The following is a 20,528-nucleotide window of genomic DNA, read 5'->3' as shown; positions in this document are numbered from 1 at the left end:
CCCCGCCGCCGCTCCCCTCCCGCTCCCCACCGATCCGACAGGACGCCCGTGTCCACCAGCCCCCGCCCCGCCCTCTTCGCTCTGCCCGGACTCGGGCTCGACGACCGCGCCTTCGACGCGCTCGCCCGTGAGCTCGCCGACGTCGCGGACCTCGTCGCGCTCGACCTGCCCGGTGGATCCGGGACCTCGCTCGAGGAGATGACCGCCGCCACGATCCGCCGGATCCGCGCGCACGGCTCCTCCCGCTGGCTGCTCCTCGGGCACAGCATGGGTGGGAAGATCGCCTCGCTCGTGGCCTCGCGCACGGTCACCGGCCGCTCGGGGCTGTTCGGGCTCGCCGGCGTCGTGCTCCTCGCGGGGTCGCCGCTCTCGCCCGAGCCGATGGAGGAGGAGCGCCGTTCGACCATGCTCGGCTGGGTCGAGGACGGGCCCCTCGACGAGGCGCAGGCGCGCGAGTTCGTCGACCAGAACGTCGGTTCACCGCTGCCCGCCGACGCCGACGCCGAGGTGCTGGCCGAGCTGCGCCGCTACTCCCCCGAGGGCTGGCGCGACTGGCTCGAGCACGGCAGCCGCGAGGACCGCACCGGCGAGGCCGAGCTCGAGGCCGTCCCCGCGCTCCTGATCGCGGGCGGTGAGGACGGCGACCTCGGAGCCGACGCGCAGCGCCGCCTCAACGGCTCCCTCTACTCCCGCGCTCGGCTGCTCACGCTCGCCGGGGCGGGCCACCTGCTGCCGTTCGAGCGCCCGGTCGAGGTGGCGGCGGCGATCCGCCGGTTCTGGGAGGAGGAGGCCGGCACGGCACCGTCGGTCCCCGCCGACGCCGGCGCGGCCATCGCCTCCGCCCGGACCTCCACGCGGGTGCGCGGGCTGCTGGCCGTGCGCGCGCTCGCCGACGACCCGGAGTACGCGCCGCGCGCCCTGACCGTCGCCCAGCTCGCGGAGCTGCGTGCGATCGCCGACCGGGTCGTCCCGCAGGAGGGCGGCCGGATCGACCTGGCCGCCCGCGTGGACACGCAGCTCGCGAACGGCGAGGGCGACGGCTGGCGCAACGCCGACCTGCCGGCCGACCCGATCGCCTACGGTCTGGCGCTCGACGCCCTCCGGGGATTCGCCGACCTCGGCCCCGCCGAGCAGGACGCCCGCCTCACCGCGATCGCCGACGGCTCCGCGGAGCTCGGCGACCCCTCGGCCGGCGGGCTCGGCGCCGAGCAGCTGACCGCCTGGTTCGAGGACTGCCGCGTCGACCTCGTGAAGCAGTGGCTGGCCCACCCCGCGTCGATGGCGCGGATCGGCTACGACGGCTACGCCAGCGGCGGCGACACCCTGCCGCTCGTGACGGGCTTCCGCCTGCTCGGCGCCGACGACCGCGAGACCTGGGAACCGACGACGAGGAGTCACCGATGAACACGACCGGCATGCGCCGCTTCCCGCTCGACGAGGCGGTCGACGCCGTCGTGATCGGCACCGGAGCCGGCGGAGCGCCCCTGCTCTCGGTGCTCGCCGCTCGCGGACTCCGGGTCGTGGCCCTCGAGGCCGGGCCGTATTTCGACCCGCTCGGCCACACCGCCGACGAGACGGCGGCCGTCGAGATCAACTGGATGGAGGAGCGCCTCAGTGGAGGCGAGACCCCCACCGCCTTCGGGCAGAACAACAGCGGCCGCGGCGTCGGCGGCTCGACGCTGCACTGGGGCGCGTTCACGCCCCGCCCCGACCCGCGCGACCTGCGGCTGCGGAGCGACTCCGGTGTCGGCCGCGACTGGCCGATCGAGCACGCCGAGCTCACCGCGTACATCGAGACGGTGGAGGCGACGATCGGAGTGGCGGGCCCGGCCGAGTACCCGTGGGACCCGTCGCGTCGCTACCTGCAGGGCCCGCTCGCGCGGAACGCCTCGGCCGACATGATGCTGCGCGGCTGCGCGGCGATCGGGATGCGCGCGACCGACGCGCCCGCCGCCGTGCTCAGCGGCCCGCGGGACGACGGCCGCCCCTCCTGCGTCAACTGCGGCCAGTGCCATCAGGGCTGCCGGACCGGCGCGAAGACGAGCATGGACGTGACCTATCTGCCGGTGGCGGTGCGGGCCGGTGCCGAGATCCGGGCCGACTCGTTCGTGCACGGGATCGAGCTGGACGCCGCGGGCCGCGTGTGCGCCGTGGTCTACACGAGCGGCGGAGTGGAGCACCGGCAGCGCTGCTCCGCCCTGTTCCTCTGCGCGGGCGGCGTCGAGACGCCCCGGCTCCTCCTGCACACGGGCATCGCGAACAGCAGCGGGCAGGTGGGCCGGAACTTCCTCGCGCACGGGGCGACCCAGGTCTGGGGCACGTTCGAGAGCGAGATGCGCGGGTACCGCGGCTACCCCTCCTCGGTGATCACCGAGGACACCGTCCGCCCGGCCGACGCCGACTTCGCGGGCGGCTACCTGATCCAGAGTCTCGGAGTGATGCCGCTGACCTACGCGACGACTCTCGCCCGCGGCGCGGGACTCTGGGGTCCCGAGCTGATGGACGCGCTCGACGGCTACCGCTTCGCGGCGGGCGTCGGGATCAACGCCGAGTGCCTGCCCGCCGACGGCAACCGGCTGGAGCTGACCGACGAGCTGGACGAGCACGGGGTGCCGAAGGCGCGCATCACGTTCTCGGCGGGCGCCAACGAGGAGGCGATCGACCGGCACGCGATCCGGACGATGACCGCGATCGTGGAGGCGGCCGGCGCGACGAGCACGCGGGTGATGGCGCGCACGGCGCACACTCTCGGCACCGTGCGGATGGGCACCGACGCGGGCGACGCCGTGATCGACGCGGACGGCCGCAGTTTCGACGTGCCGAACCTCTGGGTGTGCGACAACTCGGTGTTCCCGAGCGCGCTGATCGCGAACCCGGCGCTCGCGACGATGGCGCTCTCGCTGCGGACGGCGGACCGCTTCCTGGCGGCGTAGCGGGGAGCGGCGGAGTCGCTGGGCCGGACTTCCCGCGGGGGTCACTGCAGGGCAGGGGGGTGTCGGATCGTCGCTCGATCGCGCCGCCCTCGGCGAGACCTGCTCAGGCGCTCGGCGCCATGTGCTCCGGTGCTCGGCGCCACGTGCTCGTGCGTTCGTCGCCACGGCGTCTCGGGGGCACGTCGATGCACGCGGTTCCTCGGATCCGCGGCAGCGTGCAGCGGTCAGAACGGCGGCGGGTGGTCGAACCTCGGGAGCGCAACCGATTCGGGCGGTCGTGCGGGGAGACCCGGCGGCCGTGTCGTGATGCGGCGCCCGGTGGGAGTGGTCCAGTCGGCGGTGCCGTCGGGATGGAGGACGTAGGTCCAGCGGTCGCCGTGGCGGACGTGGTGGTGGGCGACGCAGAGGCTGGCGAGGTTGTCCGGGTCGGTGCCGCCGCCGTTGCGCCACTCGACGACGTGGTCGGCCTCGGCGGTCGTGGCCGAGCGCGTGCAGCCGGGGAACCGGCAGGTCACGTCGCGCAGCTGGAGGAGGAGCCGCAGCTCGCGGTGCGGGAGGCGGCGGGTGCGGCCGACCGACAGGACAGCGCCCGTGACCGGCTCGGTCAGGACCCTCGTGACGGTCGCGGGCAGCAGGCTCCGAGCGGCCTCGGCCGGAACGGGCCCGTAGCCCTCGAGCTCGACCGGGTCGTCGTCCTGGCCGGAGGCGGTGCTCGCGGCCAGGGTGACGCGCACGTCGGCACGGACGCCCGGCACGACGGTCGGCGCGGGACGTTCGGCGCGGGCGTCCTCGGGGACGGTGCCGACGATGTCGCCGTCGCAGAGGATGTCGGCCAGAGCGTCGGCGCGCAGCTGGGAGAGGGTGCGCTCGTCGCCCTCGCCGACAGTCGGCACGGACGGGCCCGATCTGTCCGACTCCGTTCCCTCCGCGCCGTCGCGGAGCATCCGGGCGATCCTGTCGAGGCGGCCGTACGCGCCCAGCGCCACCGGAGCCGGGAGCAGCGCGCAGAGCGTCGCCATGCCGTCCACCTCGGGGCTCAGCCAGACCGCCCGGTCCTCGCGGGCACGGCGGTGGCGCTCGGCGAGGGGCTGCTCGTGGAGCTCCTCGCGCATACGCGCCAGGGCCCGCCGCAGCTGCGTCGGCGTGGACCGGGCGGCGAGCTCGGCCGCCCGCTCGTCGAACGCGGCCCGTGACCCCGGAGGCAGCGTGGCCGCGATCGCAGACCGCCTGCCCCGCCTCCCACCGCAGCCGCGCTTTGGCGAGCGCGGACCGGGTGCACGGCAGGTCCTCGACCAGGAGGCGGGCGTGGTCGAGCTCGCGGGAGGCGACCTGCTCGGACACTCCGAGGGCGACCGCGAACTCCGCGCGGACCGACCGCTCGACGAGATCGCTCGACGCGAAAGGCGCCGCACCTCGGGCGAACGACTCCGGGTGCTCCAGAGCCGCCCTGTGCCCGGCATGCAGCTCCTCGGCGGCCGCCAGGAGCAGCGGGGACGCCGAGCGGGCGAGCTCGGCGGCGCGGTCGCCGCGCTCGCGCACCTCGCCGAGCACCGCCTCCGCTGCTGCCGTCCCGCTGATCGTCGTCACACCCGTATTGAACCAGCGACCACCGACATCGAACCGACGAATCGTCACGGAAGCGGCGATCGGGTGCCGAGCAGACCCTGTGGAGGGACGTCGGCGCGCTCCGGCACCTCGCCCGCCGCGCTCGGAGCCCGTCTCAGCCCTCCGACCCTCGGAGCCCGCCGGGCACCCGCCCAGCCCCCGCTACTCCCCGTCCGGGTAGTCCGTCCCGCGGCTCAGCTCCTCCCACGCGTCGGCGTCGGCGCGCAGCGCGTCGAGAGCCGCGCGGAAGGCGTCGGACGCGTCGGAGCCGAGCAGGAGCAGGGACGGCGTCGTCTCGGACTCGACGACCCGGATCAGCGCCTCGGCGGCCCGCGCCGGATCGCCCTTCTGCGTGCCGTGCGCCGTGTCGTTCTCCTTGCGGCGCCGGCCGGCGGTCTCGGCGTAGTCGGCGATCGGAGTCGCGGACTGCGTCAGCGAGCGGCCCGCGAAGTCGGTGCGGAACCCGCCGGGCTCCACCGAGAACGCGCGGATCCCCAGCGGCGCGACCTCCTTGCGCAGAGACTCGGTCGCCGCCTCGATCGCGGCCTTCACCGCGGCGTAGTAGCCGGATCCCTCGGGAGAGATCCGCGCCCCGATCGACGACAGGTTCACGATCGTGCCGGAGCGGCGCTCGCGCATCCCGGGCAGCACGGCCGTGACCGTGCGGACGGTGCCGAAGAAGTGGGTGTCGAACAGCCGTCGGACGGCCTCCTCCTCCCCTTCCTCGAGGGCGGCGCGGTAGCCGTAGCCGGCGTTGTTCACGAGGACGTCGACCCCGCCGAAGCGCTCCTCGGCGGCGGCCACCGCGGCGACCACCTGCGCGTCGTCCGTGACGTCGAGCGGGAGCGCCAGCGCCGTCTCCGGGTGCGGCTCCGCGATGTCGCGGACGGAGTCGACGTCGCGCGCGGTGACGACGGCCCGGTGCCCGTGGGCGAGGACCGCGGTCGCGAGAGCGCGGCCGAGCCCGGTCGAGCAGCCGGTGATGAGCCAGGTGGTCATGATTCCTTCTTCCTGTGCGGGCCGTGCGGACCGCATCCGGTCGTCCTCCGTGGTCCGCCGTGACGGTCCCCCGTGCGGGCCGCATCCAGTCCAGCGCTCCTCGCGGATCGCCGACAGGGGTGGACGGCTCAGGCGTACCGCCCCGCCACCTCCGCCAGGCACTCCCGGAACACCCGCACCGCCGGCGACGCCAGCTGCGCCTCCCGCTGCGCCGTGAAGATGGTCCGGCGCGGCGCGCCGGGCAGCTCGAGGAGACGGCAGTCCGGCGCCTCGCCCGCCCAGACCAGGTCGGGCATCAGGGCGACGGCGTGGCCGGAGGAGGCGAGGCGGATCTGCGCCTGCAGGTCGGCGGTCTCGAAGCGGACGTCCGGCTCGAAGCCCGCCACCCGGCAGGTCTGCTCGGCGAAGTGGCGGCTCGCGGTGCCGCGCGGCTCCATCACCCAGGCGGAGTCGCGGGCCGAGGCGAGGTCGACGACGGCGGAGTCGCGGCTCACGGCGAGGCGGATCGCGTCGGTCGTCAGGTCGCTGCGCACCAGTCCGGGCAGCCAGGAGGTCGAGTGGCCGGGGTACTGCTCGGCGACGACGAGGTCGAACTCCCGCGCCCACGACGTCTCGTGCAGCGCGCCCTCCGGCTCGCGCTGCACCATCTCGACCCGCACCTCCGGGAAGCGGTCGGCGACGGCCCGGAGCGCGCCCGGCATGAGCGCGAGCGCGGCCGACTGGAACACCGCGACGCGCACCCGCCCGGTCACCGACTCCCCCGACGCCGCGAGCGCCGCCTCCGCCCGCTCCAGCAGGGCCATCACTTCGCCGGCCGCCTCGACCAGGATCTCGGCCTGGGGCGTCAGCTGCACGCGCCGTCCCGCCTTCCGCAGCAGCTCGACGCCGGCCTCGCGCTCGAGCACCGCGAGCTGCTGCGAGACGGCGGAGGGACTGTAGGCGAGCGCCTCGGCCGCGGCGGCGAGAGTGCCGCGGATGGCCACCTCGCGGAGCAGGACCAGGCGGCGGACATCGAGCACGGCGTCTCTCCGATCAGTCAGCTGAGCTGACCGGTACCGGTAAGGAACGGTCGCTTCTGCTCAACGGTAGTCGGTCGAATACTGAAGGCACCGCCCCTCAGCGCAGATCGCCCCTCAGAGCAGAAGGACCGCACCATGACGGATCTCGCCAGCCCCGCTCTCGCCACCGGCCCCGCCGCCGACGGCCCGTCCGCCGATTCGATCGATCCCCGCCTGGTCGACGAGAGCGTCGCCCTGGTGCGGCGCTGGCTGCGCGAGGCGTCCGCGATCCCGATCGACGCCTCCGGGGCGCAGCTCGCCGGCGTGCTGAAGGACCCGTCGGGCCTCGACTTCACGGTCGGCTTCGTCGACGGCGTCGTCCGCCCCGAGGACACCCGCGTCGCCGCCGCCGCGCTGAAGGCGATCGCCGGCGGTGTGCCGTCGTTCCTCCCGGCCCCGATGCGCGGCGCCGTCGCCCTCGGCGGCGTGATGGCGCCGCTCCTCCCGGACGTCGTGGTGCCGATCGCGCGCCGGGTGCTGCGGCGGATGGTCGGCCACCTGATCATCGACGCGACCGACTCGCGGCTGGGCCCGGCCATCGCCGCGATCCGCCGCGACGGCGTCCGGCTCAACATGAACCTGCTCGGCGAGGCCGTCCTCGGCCGCGAGGAGGCCCACCGCCGCCTGGAGGGGACGCACCGGCTCCTCGCCCGCGACGACGTCGACTACGTCTCGATCAAGGTCTCCTCGAGCACCGCCCCGCACAACCCGTGGGCCTTCGACGCCGCGGTCGACGACATCGTCGAGGAGCTGGCGCCGCTGTTCGCCCGGGCCGCCGCGTCCTCCCCGCAGAAGTTCATCAACCTCGACATGGAGGAGTACAAGGACCTCGACCTCACGATCGCGGTCTTCACCCGCATCCTCGACCGGCCGGAGTTCCTCGGCCTCGAGGCCGGCATCGTGCTGCAGGCCTACCTGCCCGACGCGCTCTCGGCGATGATCCGCCTGCAGGAGTGGAGCGCCGCCCGCCGGGCCCGCGGCGGCGCCGGCATCAAGGTGCGCCTGGTCAAGGGCGCGAACCTGCCGATGGAGCAGGTCGAGGCCTCGGTCCACGGCTGGCCGCTGGCGACCTGGAGCAGCAAGCAGGACTCCGACACGAACTACAAGCGGGTCGTCGACTACGCGCTGCACCCGGAGCGGATCCGCAACGTGCGGGTCGGCGTCGCCGGGCACAACCTCTTCGACGTCGCGTACTCGTGGCTGCTCGCGGGCACCCGCGGCGTCCGCGAGGGCATCGAGTACGAGATGCTCCTCGGCATGGCCCAGGGCCAGGCGGAGGCGGTGCGCCGCACGGTCGGCTCGCTCCTTCTCTACACGCCGGTCGTCGCGCCGGCCGAGTTCGACGTGGCGATCGCCTACCTGATCCGCCGGCTGGAGGAGGGCGCGTCGAGCCAGAACTTCATGTCGGCCGTCTTCGAGCTCGAGGCCGACCCGGCGCTCTTCGCGCGGGAGGAGGAGCGGTTCCGCGCCTCCGTCGCCGCCCTCGACGGGGCCGTCCCCCCGGCGCACCGCGTGCCCGACCGGTTCGCCGCGAGCGGCCGCCCGGGACCGGGCGACTTCCGCAGCACCCCCGACACCGACCCGTCCGTCGCCGCGAACCGCGAGTGGGCGCAGGCGATCCTCGCGCGCGTCCCCGCTTCCCGGGCCGGCGCCGACGCGATCGAGGCCGCCACGATCGGCACCCTCGACGAGCTGGAGTCGGTGCTCTCCGGAGCCCGCGGCAGCGGCTGGGGCGACGTCCCGGCCGAGGAGCGCGCCCGCATCCTGCACCGCGCCGGCGACGAGCTGGAGGCGCGCCGCGCCGAGCTGCTCGAGGTCATGGCGGCCGAGGGCGGCAAGACCCTCGACCAGGGCGACCCCGAGGTCTCGGAGGCCGTGGACTTCGCCCACTACTACGCCGAGCGCGCCCTCGAGCTCGACGCGGTCGACGGCGCCCGCTTCCACCCGGCCGCGCTAACCCTGGTCGCTCCGCCGTGGAACTTCCCGGTCGCGATCCCGGCCGGCGGCGTCCTCGCGGCGCTCGCGGCCGGCTCCGCCGTGGTGCTCAAGCCCGCCGGGCCGACCGCGCGCTGCGGCGCTGTGGTGGCCGAGGCGCTGTGGGCGGCGGGCGTGCCCCGCGAGGCCCTGCGCCTGCTCCGTCTGCCGGAGGAGGAGCTGGGGCGCGACCTGATCGCCTCCCCGCAGGTCGACCGCGTGATCCTCACCGGCGCCTACGAGACGGCGGAGCTGTTCCGCTCCTTCCGCGACGACCTCCCGCTGCTCGCCGAGACGAGCGGCAAGAACGCGATCATCGTCACCCCCTCGGCCGACCTCGACCTGGCGGTGAAGGACGTGGTCGCGAGCGCCTTCGGGCACGCGGGCCAGAAGTGCTCCGCCGCCTCGCTCGTGGTGCTGGTCGGCTCCGTCGCGCGCTCGAAGCGGTTCCGCGCGCAGCTGCTCGACGCGGTCTCCTCCCTCACGGTCGGCTACCCGACCGACCCCGCGACGCGGATGGGGCCGGTGATCGAACCCGCCGAGGGCAAGCTGCTGCGCGGTCTCACCGAGCTCGGCGCCGGCGAGACCTGGCTGCTGCAGCCGCGGAGCCTCGACGACTCCGGACGCCTGTGGAGCCCGGGCGTCCGCGACGGGGTGCGCCGCGGGTCCGAGTTCCACCGCACCGAGTACTTCGGGCCGATCCTCGGGATCATGACGGCGGCGACCCTCGACGAGGCGATCGCGATCGTCAACGAGGTCGACTACGGGCTCACCTCGGGCCTGCACGCGCTCGACCCGGCGGAGATCGGCGCCTGGCTCGACGGGATCGAGGCGGGCAACCTCTACGTGAACCGCGGGATCACCGGGGCGATCGTGCAGCGCCAGCCGTTCGGCGGCTGGAAGAAGTCGGCGGTCGGCCCGGGCACCAAGGCGGGCGGGCCGGACTACCTGCTCGGCCTGGGTTCCTGGACCGCGGCGCCGTCGGAGGCGACGGCTCCGGTCGTCGGGCCGGTCGCCCGACTGCTCGCCGCGGCGCGCGCGGAGCTCTCCGCCGAGGAGCTCGCCGGCGTCGAGCGCACGGCGCGCAGCTGCGCGGCGGCGTGGGCGGCCGGCGCACCCCGCGACGTGACGGGGCTGGAGGCGGAGCGCAACGTGTTCCGCCACGTGCGCTACGACTCCGCCGTGCTGGTGCGCCTGGCCCCCGGGGAGCCGCTGGGGTCGCTCGTGCGGGTGGCCGTCGCGGCGGCGACCGCGCAGGCGCGGGTGGTCGTCTCGAGTGCCGTGGCGCTGCCTCCGCAGCTCGCCGCCGGTCTCGACGCGGCGGCCGGCGCCGTCGTGGTCGAGGACGACGCGGCGTGGGAGGCGCGGGTGCGCGCTCACGGCGCCGGACGGGTGCGCCTGCTGGGCGCCTCCGCCGCGACGGTGACGGCCGTGACAGGCGGGCGCCCCGACCTCGCGGTCTACGCCGGCGAGGCGACCGAGGCGGGCCGGCTGGAGCTGCTGCCGTTCCTCCGCGAGCAGGCCGTGTCGATCACGGCCCACCGCTTCGGCACGCCGGACCACCTCACGGACGGGCTGCTCTGACCGCCCTGCTCTGACCGGCCTGCTCTGACCGGCCTGCCGCGGTCCGTCACTCCGCGATCCCCCTCCCGCGAGATGCCGCGCGGAAGAGGGCGCGGGAGCGCGCCGCCGTGTACCGGGAGCGCGAGGAGAAGCTCGAGACCGACTGCGTCGCCGCCACCGATCGAGAGGGCGCGCTCCTCGCGGAGCTCGAGGAGGACATCTTGAAGCTGCGCGCGGCATCGGAGGAGCAGGCCGCGGCCGCTCGGCTCGATGCGGCGAGGGCGATCGAGGGCAGGGACGCCTCCGTCTCCGTGGACGCCGGTCGGTCCATGGGGCGGTGGTCGACGTCGCGGGCTTCGCTGCTGCGCTGATCTCCTCGGCCATGGTCTCGCGGGACCGACCGGACATCGTTGCGATTCGGCCGCGGAGGATCGCTTCGGGGAGTACGACACACGCGCCAACGTCGGAGGCGGCGGTCACGATGGTCTTCTTGCAGTGCTCACCTCGGGTCATGCCGACGGAGGCGCTGGCCCCCGTGGTGAACACCGTCGACGTGATGGCGCGTCAGCCTTGCGTCGAATCCGAGACCACTCGATTCGATGATCGAGAGTGTGTCATCTCGTCGAGAGCGGTCTGAAGGGGAGCGAGTGCGCACCGCTCAGGACTACCCGATCGTCAGGTCAGAGTGGTGGGCTGGGGCGTCACCGGGTACGACAGTGGCGGGACGTCGTCCGCGGTCGGGCAGAACGTCGTCGAGCCGAGTTCGACTCGCGTGGTGTTCGGAGCACCGGATACCGCGATGAGCATGGTGGCGGCGCCCGTGGGCACGCAGGAGCCGGTGGTATCCAAGAGGAAGGTGAGATAGGCGTGTCCGCCCGGGTCGACCTCGACTGGTGTTCCCGGGAACTGCTCGCCTGAACTCGCCTGGACAGCGATCGCCGCCTGGGTGCCCTCGGCGTCGAGGAACGTCACCTGCGGAGTGCCCTGCAGCTCGCAGGATCCGCCGCCGGCGTCGGTCAGCTCGACGATCACTGTCACTTCGTCCTGAGTCGTCAGCGTCGAGGTCTCGCTGAGCTCGCAGCTCTCGCCGGTCGGTGGTGTCGTCGTGACCGCACTCGAGCCGCGGACCGGGGTGGAAGCGTCCGGAGCGGAGCTGTGTGAGCTCGACGGGGTGCAGCCCGCGACTCCGAACGCGAGGAGAACAGCGGCGCCGCCGAGGATGAGCGCATTTCTCGTCACTGCGGGCCTCGATTGTCCACGCGGCACTCCTTCGATCATCCGGCGCGACGTGCGGCTCGTGGCCCTCAGGACGCTCTCGTCGCGACTCTTCGAGCGCCTCGTCACAGTGTGCGCGCGGAGAGGGCGGCAGGGGAAGAGAGACGCCGGTACCGACAGGCTGCGTGGGGGCTGGGACTTCATGTGGTTGAGGATCGGCGTCGGCGACGTCACTGCCCTTCGAGCCGGGAGCACTGAGGTGACCACCGACTTCACGCACCACGACGCCCTGGCGATGTTCTGGATGGTGGGCACCGCGAGTCCAATTCATGATGGGTCATCTCAACCCACCCGGGATGCTCCGTCAGACCCTCCCCTGGCTTTGCACGCGTCTCCCATAATCCGCGTTATGTCAGTTTGTTCGCACACACTCCGCTCGACGGGCTCCGAGGTGTGGTTGCACACGAGCTTCGGAACCCGTCGGAGTCCCGCCGGCTAGGCGCCGGGTGCGAGGCCGAGCTGCGTGAGGATGCCGAGCTCGTCGCTGCTTCCCCAGCGCTCGGCGAGTTTGCCGTCGACGAAGGTGCTGATCTGCATGCCGCGGATCTTCACGGACTTGCCCGTCGGCGCGTGGCCCTGGAACACACCGGTCTGCGTGCCGGTCAGCGTGTAGGCGAACGCGACGCTGTCGTCGTCCGCGACGAGCTTCTCGACCTCGAGTGCCATGTCGGGGAACGCGGTCCGCAGGTCGCCGAAGAACGCGGCGTATCCCTCTGGACCGGGTGCCTGGCCGGGCGCCGGGTCGTGATCGACCGAGTCGGGCGCGACGAGTGCGTCGAACGCGGCGAAGTCGCCGGCGTTGACCGCCTCACCGAAGGCCTGCTGGGAGGCGATGTTCTGCTCGCGAGTCATGTGCTGTCACCTGTTCTGCACCGGTCCGGTGCCTCGAGGAGTGGTGCGGGTCGTCAGCGACGGTACGCAAGCCCGTCGAAGGCGGTATAGGGCTTGCGCGCTCCCCCGGGCGCTTCCCACTGCCGCTTCTCATAAGCGAGATTATGTCAGCTTGCTGAGGTTCAGCTAGTCATAGCCGGCCCTCCAACCGGCCGCCCGAAGAGGGAGGCGCGGCCATGGCAGCACCGGCACCTCTACGCCACACATGATCAAACCTCGCAGCCACCACTGCACGCGCACCAGCCGCTGCTCATTTGGACAGGCTCTCGCCCAAACCACCCCTTCACATCACGTACATCGGTTTGTGGATACTCACGTCTAAGTGAAGTACATCCCACCTCACAGGTCGCACCCTAATTGGCGAACTGGCTAGCGACTAAAGCGCGGGCTGGTCCTCCGAGATCAGCCGCGCAATAGGCGCTTGCCGGGCTTTGACCTCTCTTATTGTTTTTGTGTCTCCTCGCGACGGTCGCGACGGCGCGAATCTCCCCAAGCAACAAGACTGGCCGCAAAACCTCCCGCAAGACCGAGCAGCACACCGAACATCAGCGTGCGAGTGTTCTGATTTGCGCGCTCCGGCATTGAATCTTCGTACTCAATCACGTACGGAACAAAGTCCGAGGAATGGCCGGACGGTGAGGGGTTGCGTGTTTCACACTCTTGACCTGCGAACTCTGTCGCTTCAGGAAAGTCCAATTTGCGGTACCCATTATCGGATGTTGAACTGAAGCACGTCTCTGTGGGGTAAGGGCCAGCTAAACGATAATTAACCCAAACGTTTGGTGAAGTGAATGCGGTCGTAGCGCCGTCCGTGTTCGATAGGAGTGATACGTCAAGATCACACCGGAAGGTTTGATAATCTTCGACAACCCATGAAGCAGTTTCGGTCCAGCCATTTTCTGTTCGGCGTTCGTCAATAATTTCGTAGTCTGGTTTGCCCGGTAATTCCTCATAACAAGATTGAAGTAATCCACCCTTCTCGGTGGTGGCTTCTATTTTCACTTGCAACCACTTTCCTGGAGCGGCGTGCACGTAGATCATTGCGTTACTGACTCGCTTTTGGTTGGCTCCAAGATGGTTCAAGTCGGCACCCCATGAGTATGACGTCAAAATACTATTCGTGCTGCCGGAAATGGTGACATTTATGGTGTCAAAAATTGATAGCTGCGGAACGGGCCTGTTAGAACTCGGGATAAGGTTTACTGCTACCGCACAGCTAACAAGAAGACCGGTGAGAGTAATGATAGGGAAATCTGAATTTCGAAAAGAGCAAACTATTCTAGCAAAGGATCGGAGAGCTTTACTGAGGGCCCGGCACAACCGGAAGAACCATCTACGCAAATGTGAAACGCGATACGGCATCGCATCCGCCTTCCGTGTGCTCGCCATCCGTGCCTTCTCGTGGCTCGATAACCTCATTGAGAAGTAGTCAAAAAAGCCGCTGCACTATACTTTAGTCGGAGTTCAACGAGGTATGGTTGTTCGTCGGCTTTCGGCCAGCCCTGGCGCCGGTCGCAGTGACAGCTGGAGGCGTGATGGTTGCCGCCTTCGCGATCGGGGCGACCGTTCTTCTCGCTCGACGCAAGGAAAGTCCTCCTACCTCATCAAGCAGATGATGCACGCGTCGTCTAGCTGAGTTACTCCCCAACGCAACACGTCCGCGATGGCGCGGCTCGCGTTGCAATCGGGCCGGTTCGTCCGCTGCGCAACGCATCTGCGCCGAGGTTCAGACACGACGCAACACCTTCGCACCGCTCGACTGACGTCTACAGCTGATCGTGCTCAGCGCCAGAGTTGGAGGATCCGCTCGCGGAGTTGTGCCGAGATGCTCCGGTCGCCGCGTAGGAATCGGCTGAGTAGCGCGGAGGCGTACTCGTCGTTGAGGCACTGCTCGAGCAGCCGGCGCACCTCGGGTGAGGTATCGCCGTGGCCGCCGATATCGTAACTGGTGAGCATCCACCGCATCGCCTAGGCATCGCTGACCCGCCCACCCTCGGGTACGCACCCGTGAGGGCAGGGCATCGCCGCGGACGACCCCCACAATCTGCAGATTGTGGGCCGAATCGCATGCACGCTGCAGCGCCCTCTGCCGAAGGTTCGAATCAGCGCTGGGCAGGCGCCATCAGCGGTCGGTGCGTCGAGGTCGACGCCATGTTCAAGCAGTCGGCGCCGCTCGGCTCCAGAGGCATCGATGTGCTGGTGGCAAGACTGCTCACAGAGCCCGAGGCACGACAGCGCGGGCATCTCGGCGTACAGCTGCTCCAGGCGCGCCAGAGCTCTCTCGCCCGCCATCCGGCAAGCGTCCGAGCTCACAGAGACTCGTCCGCCGGTGGGAGAGCCAGCGCGACCTCCACGGTCCGCGCGTCCTTCAACTGCGCACGCTGCACCGCCCGATACACGGTCGATCGAGCGACCTTGAACTCGGTCGCAAGCTCCGCGACGGTGTAGTTGCCGGCGTGATGCTCAGCGACCAGATGCGCTTCGATCTTCGGCGAGAGCTTCGGCGCCCGCCCGCGCAGCCGACCCTTCGCCTTCGCGATCTTCATGCCCTCCTTCGTGCGAGAGCGAATGAGGTCGCCCTCGAACTCGGCGACCATCGCAAGGACGTTGAACAGCAGCCGGCCAATCGGGTCCTCCGGATCATGGACCGATCCCCCGATGCTGAGCTTCACCCCTCGGCGCGTCAGCTCGTCGACGATGTCGCGCGCGTCGGTGATCGAGCGCGCGAGCCGGTCGAGTTTTGTCACGAGCAACGTCGATCCGGTGTCGCACGCTGCCAGCGCTTCGCGCAGCGCAGGACGATCACGATTGCGACCCGTGAGGCCGGAATCGACATAGATCCGGTCCGACGGAACGCCGACCGCCTCGAGCGCATCGCGCTGTGCGGTCGCGTCCTGCTTGTCCGTCGAGACGCGGGCGTATCCCACGAGAGCTGCCATCCGAACAGTGTGTCATTTGACACCCCGTCATCGGGCATTTCATCGGGCGGGTCTAACGGGACAATGAGAGCCGCGAGTTCTCGGCACGTCGAGACGTGATCTTCGGCGGCCGGACGACGACCCCCATACGGGACGCCGCCTGCCGACGAGAGATCCGGCTCCACGGTCTCGACGACGCACTCTCGACACGCGTACAGGGATTCCAACTCCGGGCTTCGCTGGCATGTACCCGTAGTTGTCCGCCCACAGCTCCGGCTCGCTCGCGCGGTCGATCCAACGCAGCGAGTACACCCGACCCCGGACGTCGACCGAACCTCCGAGTAGTTCATCGAAGACCGACTCATCACCCAGCTCGAAACCGTCCTCGTACGGCGGGCCCACGCGCGGATGGGATTCATCGAAAGCAGGCTCATAGAAAAACGTCCACGCGATCCCCCATCGCGGATCACTCAGCTCCCGCCTCCACCACGGGCCGCTGGCCGCGAGGTGAGCACCGACCTGCACCGAGAAGTAGCCCGCTAGCTCACCCTCGAATGACGCCTCAGCGACAGCCTCGCGAAACCGCTCGAGCTCAGGACGCAACTGCGGCGAATCGCGCTTACTCGAGTGGAAGAACATTCGCTGACGGTACTGCGCCGAATACGCCACAGCCACCGGGCTGCTCAGTGGGTGACCGGCCACCCATCCCCTTTCGGGACGCGCGTGGTGGGTAGCGTCCGCCCTACTCTGACGGGATGGAACTGCGGACCGCGAAGACCCTCGGCATCCTCGCGATGGTGATCGGCACCCCAGTCGCCCTCCTCACCCACACGATCGGCTGGATCCAGACCGGCTGGGACCCGGCCGCCGTGCAGTGCCAGCACAGCGAGTACCCCGACGGGATCGACCTCTACTCCAGCCGCGTGTCGGGCGAGAAGATCCTCTACCCGCTCGGCCTGTCCTGCACCTACGCAGCCAGCGAGACCTCACCAGGCATCACCATCCGTCACTACAGGTGGGACGCCACCGCCCTCTTCACCGCAGCCGCCGCACTCGCTCTCGCGGGAACCGTCGTCGCGCTCAGAGCCGAACGCAAGCAGGAGCTCATCACCGAGTCGAAGGAAGAACGAGCGACGACATAGCGCAGCGCCCCCTCTGCCGGTCAACGATCCCGTAACGGGACGTTCCTGGCTCCAGGAGCGACAGTGACGTCACCCTCGATCTAGCGCCGGTTGCACGACGCTGATGAGAGCCAGCACGATCACCACGGCGGCGGTGACTGTTGCTGCCATGAGTGCTTGGCGAGCGGGCGAGTCGAAAAGCCCCGGCGCTTCGTCCGGCTCTAGGTCAGCGGAGTGAGCGCCCTTGGACGCAGCGGCGCGGATGGAACGGCCCTCCTGTTGCCCTTCGCGCACGCTCCTCTCAGGAGGAAGCTGGTGACGCAAGCTCGGGTAAGCCGTTGCCATGATCATGAGTGGAACGAGGACGACGAGAACGAGTGGTTCGTCCCACAAGTCGGGCCACGTGTTCAGCAACACGATCGCGACGACGACGAGCAGTAGCGCATAGGCGGATGCGTAACGCAACACCCGCGAACTGATGGACACGTGCTCAGTATGACGGCACGGCACGACCACCAGCCGACCCTATTACTGGTTAACAACCGCGGCCGAGAGGAGGGTCGCCAGACAGCAGGTGAGAAGCCTAACGATTCGATGTGGACCTGGCGCGCTCAGGAAGCAGATTCTCGGCGCAAGAGAATCTCCTGCAGGTCATGGATGCTTTGTAAGTCCGGGGCACGCCTCACCGTGTTCATGTAGGTAGCGATTACCGCGAGCGGCGCCGTAATGACGAGCAAGCCGACGGAAATCGGGGTAAGAGCCTGCGTGGAGGGGCCCCCGAAGAAAAGATTGCCCAGCAGCAGGCCTCCCGCGAGACCGGCCGCCAGACCGAAGTCAAAACTGGCCCGCGCTCGTCGACGCACTCGACGGCACACTGCCGTGATCATCTCTTCCAACTCCGCGCTCGATCGGTCATTCAGGTCCACGCGCGGAGAATACCCGCCTGAGACCTAGCGCGCTTGCCACTCGCCAGCCAGATCCTGGCATCGCTGAGCTGACGCCGCACGCGACAGCCCGGCGGGGGGCGGTGTCGCCCTGCTCTCGGCCGCGACGCACAGCGCGACTGAGATCAACACCCGCCGGCAGCGGCCCATTGAACGATCTCCATAAGGGTCGAGGCGGTGTCGGGTGGGAGACTCTGCGGTAGTTTCACGACCGAGGGTGGTCATGGTGGAAGTGCTCAAGGGCTCGAGCCTGCTCGCGTCGGGTGTTGTGATCGCCGTGATCTGCTCGCTGTTGCAGTTTCAGGCCGGCGTTCGTGCAGATTTGAATCAGACAGGGGGCCAGCTCAGCCCAGTCCTGCTCATGGGAATTCTGATCGGATTTGTCGTCTCAGCCGTCGGCGCGATTCAGCTGTTCCAGTGCTACGAACGGTGGGTCACCGCTTCCGCTAGCCGCCGTGCGAAGCCTGCGGACCTGGTTCCTCGGCGTAGGTGAGGTAGCACCGCACGACCGCGTGTCCCCCGCCACATGCGCACCGCTGGGTGCTACGTGAGACGCTGGGTGCTATGTGAGACGCTGACTGCTATGGGAATTCTTGCGAGTGTGTTTGGTGCTGGTTCCGATGAAGAGGCGGGCGCGGCGCTGTCGGGATCGGACGGTCTCGTCTGCGACATAGATCCGACCGGACTCTGGGAGCTCGAAGGCATCCTGACCTCGACACCAGCGCTCGAGGTTCCCGCGGCCCAGTACCAGCCGGTTGCGGCGACCGATGACTACGAGAGCTTCGTCATCGCAGTCAGCACCGGCCTGGGTGGCGCGCTAGACGCCGCAGGTGAGACGGGTCGTGCCGCCGCAGCGCGGCAGTGGGAGGATGCGTCGTACGAGCTCGAGGGATGGTCACCCGAGCAGGTGCACCGCCTCGTCGAGGATCTCGCTTCGACACTCGCCTCAATCGCCGCGGCCGGTCAGCGCCCCTACCTGCGGGTGAGTGTCTGATCTGTGAACTGAGCTGAGTCAAGAAGTTACTCCGCTGGGACATCAACTAGATGAGGTGGAAGGTGCGGCGTCGGCTCAGTGCCCAGACGAGTGCGCCGGCGAGGAGCACCGCGCAGGTCAGCCCGGCGACGTGCAGGACGAGCGACGGCATTCCGTTCTCGGGGAGCAGGAAACCGTACGGCACCCACCCGTCGGTCGCTCCGCGGACGAGCACGACGACGACCCAGACGATCGGGTAGGGCAGGACCACCCACAGCCGGCGCCAGGAGAGCGGTCCGCGGTCGGCGAGGACGATCCAGTCGAGGAGGACGAGCGCGGGGAGCACCACGTGCAGGACGGCGCTGACCCAGGGCGGAGCCGTTCCGGTACCGGGAACGAGGGTGTTGTAGATCACGGCGACGACGATCGAGTAGGCCGTCGCCGCGCCGCGGACGTAGCTCAGCCACACCGGCGTCGGACGGCGGGCGAGCGCGACCGATCCGGCGACGATGAGCACCGCGCTCGCGAGGAGGCTGGTCTGGTTCGTGAAGTAGCCGAAGTAGTCGAACGGATTCGGATCGCCGGCCGCGATGCTCAAGGCGTAGGTGTGGAGGATCACCGCGATCGCCGCTGCACCGACGGCGACGCGAGCAGCGCCCACGAACGGGCGGGTCGGTGCCGGGGAACTCATCGGGTCAGCCTAAGAGCCGGTGGGCTTCTTGATGACCCGCGACAGACACTCCCCTTTCGGAACGGCGCTGCGCATTTCAGGCCGAGACGCGACCATGAGGCAACGCTAGGGCAGGCAGGGACCGCAGCGTGCACATTCAAGGCCGCGACAATGCTCAGGTGGCAGCGTGAACCAGGAGCTGGGCAGCCATGCCAGTGAGGACGATGAGCCCGACGCCCGTCCACGGGATCCACGCGCTGACCCCGCGCGGCCCGACTTTGAAGAGGAACGCCGCGATCACAGCCACGGAGACGCCGAGGGCGCCGAAGAAGCCGACCGCCATGCCCGCATCAGCCAGTCCGCGGTCGCAGGGCCTCGCGCTTGCGCACGAGTCCGTCGCGAAGCCCATTAGGACGCTGCTCACCATCGTCCACAAAGCGGCAGGTAGGAGCACGACGACACCGAGGCCGACCGCCCACCGGTTCGCTCGGTCGCTGGAGTCGTCCACGCCCGTCACCGTACGCCCTCCGAACCGACGTCGTCATAGCCCGTTCATCGGGGCGACGACGCTGTCCCTCCTCGGGTAGTCACACCGTGGTGTATAGGCTCGCAGCAGCCGGTCATCGGCTTCCCGTGAGGAGAGAGCTGTGCGCCCTGCCAGAGTGCTTGTCCTAGCCCTGAGCGCTGTGTGCGTCGCGGGAGCCGGCGCAGCGGTGATCGCCGGCCTCGCATCCTCGTCGTCGCAGAACGAGGCTATCTCGACGGCACTGATCTCAGACCTCGAGCACCGGAACGCTCAGAGCCTGGTCGAAGGATCGCCGCAGCTCACCGGCCTCGGCGTCCCGGAATCGACCTCGACGCCGGGGCGGCTTGCGGTGATCGTGGAGGATGACGCCCGGCTGCGCGTTCAGCGAGACCGCTACCTCGAGCTCGGGGAGTCCTTCACGGCGTTCGAGACCGACGTGTCGCTGGACTCGGTGCAGATCACGGGCGACTCGGCCACGGTGACGTTCACCGAGAGCACGACCCTTCAGCGGAGCCCGTACGAGACCGGCGAAGCGGCTCCGGAGTACGCCTACTCGTTCCCGCAGGAGGCGACGCTGCGCCTACACGCGGGCACCTGGTCAGTCGACACCCTCACGCACGAGACGGCGCACACCCCGGCAGACTTCCCGGAAACCGTCGCACCGGACGTCTCCCCCACCAGCTGACACGGCATCACTCCCCAGGAGCATCGCCCGGACCTGACCGGTGAACGCTCGAGACGCGGAGTGGCGGTGAACTGCGCAGCAGCATCCAGCTCGGATGACGCTCGGGCAGTGCGCAGGTGGCTCCACTGTGGCGGTGCGGTCGAGAAGTGGGGACTTTGCTGACGCCGCACGCGCCAGACCGGCGGGGAGCCGCCGGTGTCGCCCTGCTCTCGGCCGCGACCCGTAACGCGTCCGAGAGCAACACCTGCCGGCTCAGCGGCCCGCTGAACGATCCCCATATGGGACGCGACGCTGGGAACGTCGAGGAGGATGGCTGTTATGCCAGTCGTCTTCGATGGAACCGTGTGGACGCACTACTCCCAGCTGCAACTCACAACCGGCGCTGCGTCGGTT

Annotated in this window: 20 protein-coding genes; 8 read left to right on the top strand and 12 right to left on the bottom strand. The window is 69.9% G+C overall.

The features are described 5' to 3' along the window. The first annotated feature begins 48 nt into the window (after positions 1 to 48). Entirely contained in the window at positions 49 to 1,404 is a 1,356-nt protein-coding gene (locus tag C5C24_RS09610; RefSeq protein WP_104277758.1) for an alpha/beta hydrolase, read from the top strand. Beyond that, positions 1,401 to 2,933, top strand: a complete 1,533-nt coding sequence (locus C5C24_RS09605; protein ID WP_104304824.1) for a GMC family oxidoreductase — start codon at positions 1,401 to 1,403, stop codon at positions 2,931 to 2,933. The genes C5C24_RS09610 and C5C24_RS09605 overlap by 4 nt, the downstream gene beginning before the upstream one ends. 224 nt (positions 2,934 to 3,157) lie before the next feature. Here C5C24_RS09605 and C5C24_RS09600 read toward each other — a convergent pair whose 3' ends face one another. From C5C24_RS09600 to C5C24_RS09590, 3 genes are all read right to left on the bottom strand, one after another. After that, complete coding sequence (locus C5C24_RS09600) at positions 3,158 to 4,393, bottom strand: HNH endonuclease signature motif containing protein (RefSeq protein WP_104304823.1); 1,236 nt, start codon at positions 4,391 to 4,393, stop codon at positions 3,158 to 3,160. A gap of 307 nt (positions 4,394 to 4,700) precedes the next feature. Beyond that, positions 4,701 to 5,537 carry an oxidoreductase gene (locus C5C24_RS09595; protein ID WP_104277755.1) on the bottom strand — a complete coding sequence of 279 codons (837 nt, stop codon included), beginning with the start codon at positions 5,535 to 5,537 and terminating at the stop codon, positions 4,701 to 4,703. 128 nt (positions 5,538 to 5,665) lie between these two features. After that, entirely contained in the window at positions 5,666 to 6,556 is an 891-nt protein-coding gene (locus C5C24_RS09590) for a LysR family transcriptional regulator (protein ID WP_104304822.1), read from the bottom strand. A 135-nt stretch (positions 6,557 to 6,691) separates the two neighbouring features. Between C5C24_RS09590 and C5C24_RS09585 the strand changes: the two genes are divergently transcribed. After that, positions 6,692 to 10,153 (top strand): bifunctional proline dehydrogenase/L-glutamate gamma-semialdehyde dehydrogenase, encoded by a 3,462-nt coding sequence (locus C5C24_RS09585; protein WP_104304821.1) that lies wholly within the window; start codon positions 6,692 to 6,694, stop codon positions 10,151 to 10,153. Between the two features lie 107 nt (positions 10,154 to 10,260). Further along, complete coding sequence (locus tag C5C24_RS09580) at positions 10,261 to 10,503, top strand: hypothetical protein (protein WP_104282277.1); 243 nt, start codon at positions 10,261 to 10,263, stop codon at positions 10,501 to 10,503. A 304-nt stretch (positions 10,504 to 10,807) separates the two neighbouring features. Here the strand turns inward: C5C24_RS09580 and C5C24_RS09570 are convergent, their stop codons facing one another. The 5 genes from C5C24_RS09570 to C5C24_RS09555 form a co-directional block, all read right to left on the bottom strand. Further along, positions 10,808 to 11,371 carry a DUF4232 domain-containing protein gene (locus C5C24_RS09570; protein WP_181110250.1) on the bottom strand — a complete coding sequence of 188 codons (564 nt, stop codon included), beginning with the start codon at positions 11,369 to 11,371 and terminating at the stop codon, positions 10,808 to 10,810. Positions 11,372 to 11,842: 471 nt separating this feature from the next. Further along, positions 11,843 to 12,259, bottom strand: a complete 417-nt coding sequence (locus C5C24_RS09565; RefSeq protein ID WP_056045707.1) for an ester cyclase — start codon at positions 12,257 to 12,259, stop codon at positions 11,843 to 11,845. Between the two features lie 480 nt (positions 12,260 to 12,739). Further along, on the bottom strand, positions 12,740 to 13,339 hold the full coding sequence (locus tag C5C24_RS17655) for a hypothetical protein (protein ID WP_146082572.1): 600 nt from the start codon (positions 13,337 to 13,339) through the stop codon (positions 12,740 to 12,742). A 741-nt stretch (positions 13,340 to 14,080) separates the two neighbouring features. After that, complete coding sequence (locus tag C5C24_RS17945) at positions 14,081 to 14,254, bottom strand: hypothetical protein (protein WP_181110252.1); 174 nt, start codon at positions 14,252 to 14,254, stop codon at positions 14,081 to 14,083. Between the two features lie 353 nt (positions 14,255 to 14,607). Next, positions 14,608 to 15,237 (bottom strand): recombinase family protein, encoded by a 630-nt coding sequence (locus C5C24_RS09555; RefSeq protein ID WP_104277749.1) that lies wholly within the window; start codon positions 15,235 to 15,237, stop codon positions 14,608 to 14,610. A 734-nt stretch (positions 15,238 to 15,971) separates the two neighbouring features. On the opposite strand from C5C24_RS09555, the gene C5C24_RS09550 reads away from it, so the two are divergent. Beyond that, the gene (locus tag C5C24_RS09550; RefSeq protein WP_104250056.1) at positions 15,972 to 16,358 is read left to right on the top strand and encodes a hypothetical protein; all 387 of its coding nucleotides are present in this window, start codon (positions 15,972 to 15,974) and stop codon (positions 16,356 to 16,358) included. A 69-nt stretch (positions 16,359 to 16,427) separates the two neighbouring features. Here C5C24_RS09550 and C5C24_RS09545 read toward each other — a convergent pair whose 3' ends face one another. Both C5C24_RS09545 and C5C24_RS09540 read right to left on the bottom strand, forming a co-directional pair. Then, the gene (locus C5C24_RS09545) at positions 16,428 to 16,823 is read right to left on the bottom strand and encodes a hypothetical protein (protein ID WP_104250057.1); all 396 of its coding nucleotides are present in this window, start codon (positions 16,821 to 16,823) and stop codon (positions 16,428 to 16,430) included. A gap of 125 nt (positions 16,824 to 16,948) precedes the next feature. Beyond that, entirely contained in the window at positions 16,949 to 17,263 is a 315-nt protein-coding gene (locus C5C24_RS09540; RefSeq protein WP_146076581.1) for a hypothetical protein, read from the bottom strand. Between the two features lie 241 nt (positions 17,264 to 17,504). On the opposite strand from C5C24_RS09540, the gene C5C24_RS09535 reads away from it, so the two are divergent. Next, positions 17,505 to 17,774, top strand: a complete 270-nt coding sequence (locus C5C24_RS09535; protein WP_104250058.1) for a hypothetical protein — start codon at positions 17,505 to 17,507, stop codon at positions 17,772 to 17,774. 90 nt (positions 17,775 to 17,864) lie between these two features. Then, positions 17,865 to 18,275 (top strand): hypothetical protein, encoded by a 411-nt coding sequence (locus C5C24_RS09530; protein WP_146082571.1) that lies wholly within the window; start codon positions 17,865 to 17,867, stop codon positions 18,273 to 18,275. Between the two features lie 46 nt (positions 18,276 to 18,321). Here C5C24_RS09530 and C5C24_RS09525 read toward each other — a convergent pair whose 3' ends face one another. Both C5C24_RS09525 and C5C24_RS09520 read right to left on the bottom strand, forming a co-directional pair. After that, on the bottom strand, positions 18,322 to 18,945 hold the full coding sequence (locus C5C24_RS09525; protein WP_104250060.1) for a Pr6Pr family membrane protein: 624 nt from the start codon (positions 18,943 to 18,945) through the stop codon (positions 18,322 to 18,324). A gap of 154 nt (positions 18,946 to 19,099) precedes the next feature. Then, entirely contained in the window at positions 19,100 to 19,432 is a 333-nt protein-coding gene (locus C5C24_RS09520) for a hypothetical protein (RefSeq protein ID WP_146076580.1), read from the bottom strand. Positions 19,433 to 19,637: 205 nt separating this feature from the next. Here C5C24_RS09520 and C5C24_RS09515 point away from each other — a divergent pair, with 205 nt between their 5' ends. Further along, positions 19,638 to 20,135 (top strand): hypothetical protein, encoded by a 498-nt coding sequence (locus tag C5C24_RS09515; protein ID WP_146082570.1) that lies wholly within the window; start codon positions 19,638 to 19,640, stop codon positions 20,133 to 20,135. Positions 20,136 to 20,528 lie beyond the last annotated feature (393 nt).

This window comes from Rathayibacter sp. AY2B3, from assembly GCF_002931755.1.
Taxonomy (GTDB): Bacteria; Actinomycetota; Actinomycetes; order Actinomycetales; family Microbacteriaceae; genus Rathayibacter.
The sequence above is the reverse complement of the archived record's forward strand: the minus strand, read 5'-3'. Positions and strand labels throughout refer to the sequence as shown.

Bases quoted from the DNA above. Each gene is read 5' to 3' on its own strand.
- C5C24_RS09605 (WP_104304824.1), top strand. From the start codon at position 1,401: ATGAACACGACCGGCATGCGCCGCTTCCCGCTCGACGAGGCGGTCGAC.
- C5C24_RS09600 (WP_104304823.1), bottom strand. From the start codon at position 4,393: ATGCCGGGCACAGGGCGGCTCTGGAGCACCCGGAGTCGTTCGCCCGAG.
- C5C24_RS09595 (WP_104277755.1), bottom strand. From the start codon at position 5,537: ATGACCACCTGGCTCATCACCGGCTGCTCGACCGGGCTCGGCCGCGCT.
- C5C24_RS09585 (WP_104304821.1), top strand. From the start codon at position 6,692: ATGACGGATCTCGCCAGCCCCGCTCTCGCCACCGGCCCCGCCGCCGAC.
- C5C24_RS09565 (WP_056045707.1), bottom strand. From the start codon at position 12,259: ATGACTCGCGAGCAGAACATCGCCTCCCAGCAGGCCTTCGGTGAGGCG.
- C5C24_RS17655 (WP_146082572.1), bottom strand. From the start codon at position 13,339: ATGATCTACGTGCACGCCGCTCCAGGAAAGTGGTTGCAAGTGAAAATA.
- C5C24_RS17945 (WP_181110252.1), bottom strand. From the start codon at position 14,254: ATGCTCACCAGTTACGATATCGGCGGCCACGGCGATACCTCACCCGAG.
- C5C24_RS09555 (WP_104277749.1), bottom strand. From the start codon at position 15,237: ATGGCAGCTCTCGTGGGATACGCCCGCGTCTCGACGGACAAGCAGGAC.
- C5C24_RS09550 (WP_104250056.1), top strand. From the start codon at position 15,972: ATGGAACTGCGGACCGCGAAGACCCTCGGCATCCTCGCGATGGTGATC.
- C5C24_RS09535 (WP_104250058.1), top strand. From the start codon at position 17,505: ATGGTGGAAGTGCTCAAGGGCTCGAGCCTGCTCGCGTCGGGTGTTGTG.
- C5C24_RS09530 (WP_146082571.1), top strand. From the start codon at position 17,865: ATGGGAATTCTTGCGAGTGTGTTTGGTGCTGGTTCCGATGAAGAGGCG.
- C5C24_RS09525 (WP_104250060.1), bottom strand. From the start codon at position 18,945: ATGAGTTCCCCGGCACCGACCCGCCCGTTCGTGGGCGCTGCTCGCGTC.